This is a genomic window from uncultured Campylobacter sp., assembly GCF_937949835.1.
In the GTDB taxonomy this organism is placed as follows: Bacteria; Campylobacterota; Campylobacteria; order Campylobacterales; family Campylobacteraceae; genus Campylobacter_B.
Window position 1 is genome coordinate 1 of sequence record NZ_CALEDC010000060.1, and the last position, 2,571, is coordinate 2,571.

3 protein-coding genes are annotated in these 2,571 nt (G+C 52.4%); 1 reads left to right on the plus strand and 2 read right to left on the minus strand.

Going from position 1 to position 2,571, the window contains the following annotated elements:
* A partial coding sequence (locus Q0256_RS01325) for a phage tail tape measure protein (RefSeq protein WP_297959316.1) occupies positions 1–595 on the minus strand: 595 nt, incomplete at its 3' end.
* A 96-nt stretch (positions 596–691) separates the two neighbouring features.
* On the opposite strand from Q0256_RS01325, the gene Q0256_RS01330 reads away from it, so the two are divergent.
* Complete coding sequence (locus Q0256_RS01330) at positions 692–895, plus strand: hypothetical protein (protein WP_297959318.1); 204 nt, start codon at positions 692–694, stop codon at positions 893–895.
* 226 nt (positions 896–1,121) lie between these two features.
* Here Q0256_RS01330 and argS read toward each other — a convergent pair.
* On the minus strand, positions 1,122–2,571 hold a 1,450-nt coding region (argS, locus tag Q0256_RS01335; protein ID WP_297959319.1), incomplete at its 5' end, for an arginine--tRNA ligase.

Genomic DNA, 2,571 nt, shown 5'->3' on the forward strand with positions numbered 1-2,571 from the left:
CCTCCATCGATGCGCCGAATGCGCGCGCAACAGGCGCGGCGTATTTCATCGTTTCACCAATCATCTCGACGTTGGTGTTCGTGCGTGTCGCCGTGACAGCGAACACGTCCGCCATGTGCGAGGCCTGATCCGCCGCAAGCCCGAAACCGCCCGTGAAATAGACCACGCCCGCATTGTGGCAGCTTTTGGCATAGCCTAAATCGCAGGCCCTAGCGTAGCGCTGCGCGGCGGCAACGAAGTCCCTACTCAGGCGCCCCCTTTGATACAGGTTGCCTAGCTTGTGGCAGGCTACGGCGACGTTTTTATCGCACGCTGCGGCATAAAATACGCCCGCTTGCGTCGCATTGCCCTCGCCGTCGTATAGAGCTCCCAGATCAAAGCAGCTATCTTTCTCACCCGCCTCGCAAGCCTTGGCAAAAGCGGGCTTGGCGCCGTCGTAATCTCCGTGGGAGAGCTTGTCGCGCCCCAGCTGCGCGCAGCTTACGCCATCGCCGCGGTAGCACTTAAACGATAAAACGGGCGACGGCAAAAAAAGCACCATAACCAAGACGCAAACGGCGATAGAAAGCGCCGTTATGTCGATGATCTTTCTCATATCTATCCTTTTTGCGGCGATGCGCCGCGGAGCTTAAGGAGTACTCTCTTGCAGGCGAATTCCGCCAAGGAGAATTTTACGAATTAATTTCGTCGCATGAAATTTAATCTGCACAAAAATTTTAGTACCTCAAGCCTTGTTTTAAAATTTTACTTCGAACTTCCACGCTGCAAAATTTTAAAATTTCGAAATTCCGCAAGCAGTAAATTTGCAGCCGAATTTAAATTTTACGAACAGCGCAGTGGCGATACCGTAAAACAGCTCGTAAAATTTTTAAAATCGAAATTTTACGAGCTGTAAATTTAGAACTAGCTTTAAAATTTCATAGCGATAGAATTTTAAGTCAAATTTCGCGATAAAATTTCATCCCAAATTCCGCCGCAAAATTTTGCGGCAAAGCGGGAAGTAAAAAGCAAAACATAAAATTTTGCGGCAGAAATCCCGCCGCAAAATTTCGCTTTGTATTTTAAATCATAAAATTTCGTTCGTGAGATTTAGGCTATCGGCGCGAATGTAGCCTGTGCGGCTACATTTTTTCTTTCGCGTTTAGGCCCATCAGGGCAAACGCCGTGCGGATACTAAGCGCTACGAGCGCGAACAGCTTGAGCTTCGCATCCTCGTTCTCGCTGCCTACGACGCGGTTTTCGTTGTAGTATTTGTGAAAGTCCGCCGCGAGCGCCTTTAGGAAATCGGGCAGCTTCTGCAAGCCGCGAGAGTTAAAAGCGTCGTTTAAAATTTCATTCAAGCCAAGCGCCGCAAAAGCTAGGCCGAGCCCCGCTTCATCCAGCGTGCCAAAGTCCGCGCCCAAGACGTCCGCCTCGCGCTTGCCCGCTTTGGTAAAAATTTGATTGACCCGCGCGTGGGCGTAGTTGATGTAAAAGATCGGATTGCTGCTGTCCTCGCGCGCGAGCTCGTCCACGTCGAACTCAAGCGGCGTCTCGCCCTTTTTGCTGATGAAGATAAATCGCATCGCGTCCCTGCCGATCGCGGCGAGCACGTCACTCATCAAAATCGCGTTGCCCGCGCGCTTGCTCATCTTGTAGGTCTGCCCGTCTTTGAGCAAATTTACCATCTGCATTAGGATGATCTCGAGCCTGCTTTCGTCATAGCCCAGAAAATGCACGGCGGCCTTTAGGCGCGCGATGTAGCCGTGATGATCGGCTCCCCAGATGTTGATGCAGCGCTCATATCCGCGCTCAAATTTGTTGTTGTGATAGACGATGTCGCCCGCAAGATAGGTCGGGCGCGCATCCTCGCGGATGACGACGCGATCTTTTTCGTCGCCGAGCTGCGATGAGCGGATCCAAATTTTGCCCTCCGCCTCATACATCTTGCCGCTGCGCTCAAGCTTCCTAATCGTAGGCTCAAGCTCGCCGTAGAGGCTCTTTTCGCTAGCCCAGTTTTGGATATGGATGCCCGCGTCTGCGAGATCTTTTTGGATGATCTTTAGCACTTCATCCTTAGCAAACTCCGCAAGGATCAAAACGCGCGATTCGTCGCGGAAAATTTCATCGCCGAATTGGGCGCGCGCAAGAGGGATGATCTCGTCGATATACTCGCCGCGGTAGTATTTCTCGGGGTAGCTCACGTCCTCGCCCGCGAGCTCGCGCGCACGAAGCGCGATCGAAGTGCCCAAAAGCTCGATCTGATTGCCCGCGTCGTTGATGTAGTACTCGGTATCGACGCGGTGCCCCAGATAGCCTCCGATGCGCGCAAACGTATCGCCGTAAACGGCGCCGCGCACGTGCCCGATATGAAGCGGGCCTGTAGGATTGGCGCTGATGTATTCAAGCAAAATTTTTTGCGACATAGCGGCGGAATTCCGCGCCTCATCACAATTTGATGCTACGACGGAATTTGACGCCTCTGCAGAATTCTGCGAAATAAAATTTTGCCTAGCGGCGGAATTCTGCGATTTAGCGGTGTCATTGCCGCTCGCAGCTAGATTTGCAGCGCAACCTTTGCTAGCAGGCTCA

Excerpts from the sequence above, each read along its gene's own strand:
- Q0256_RS01330 (WP_297959318.1), top strand. The coding sequence starts at position 692 with ATGAAATTTAATCTGCACAAAAATTTTAGTACCTCAAGCCTTGTTTTA.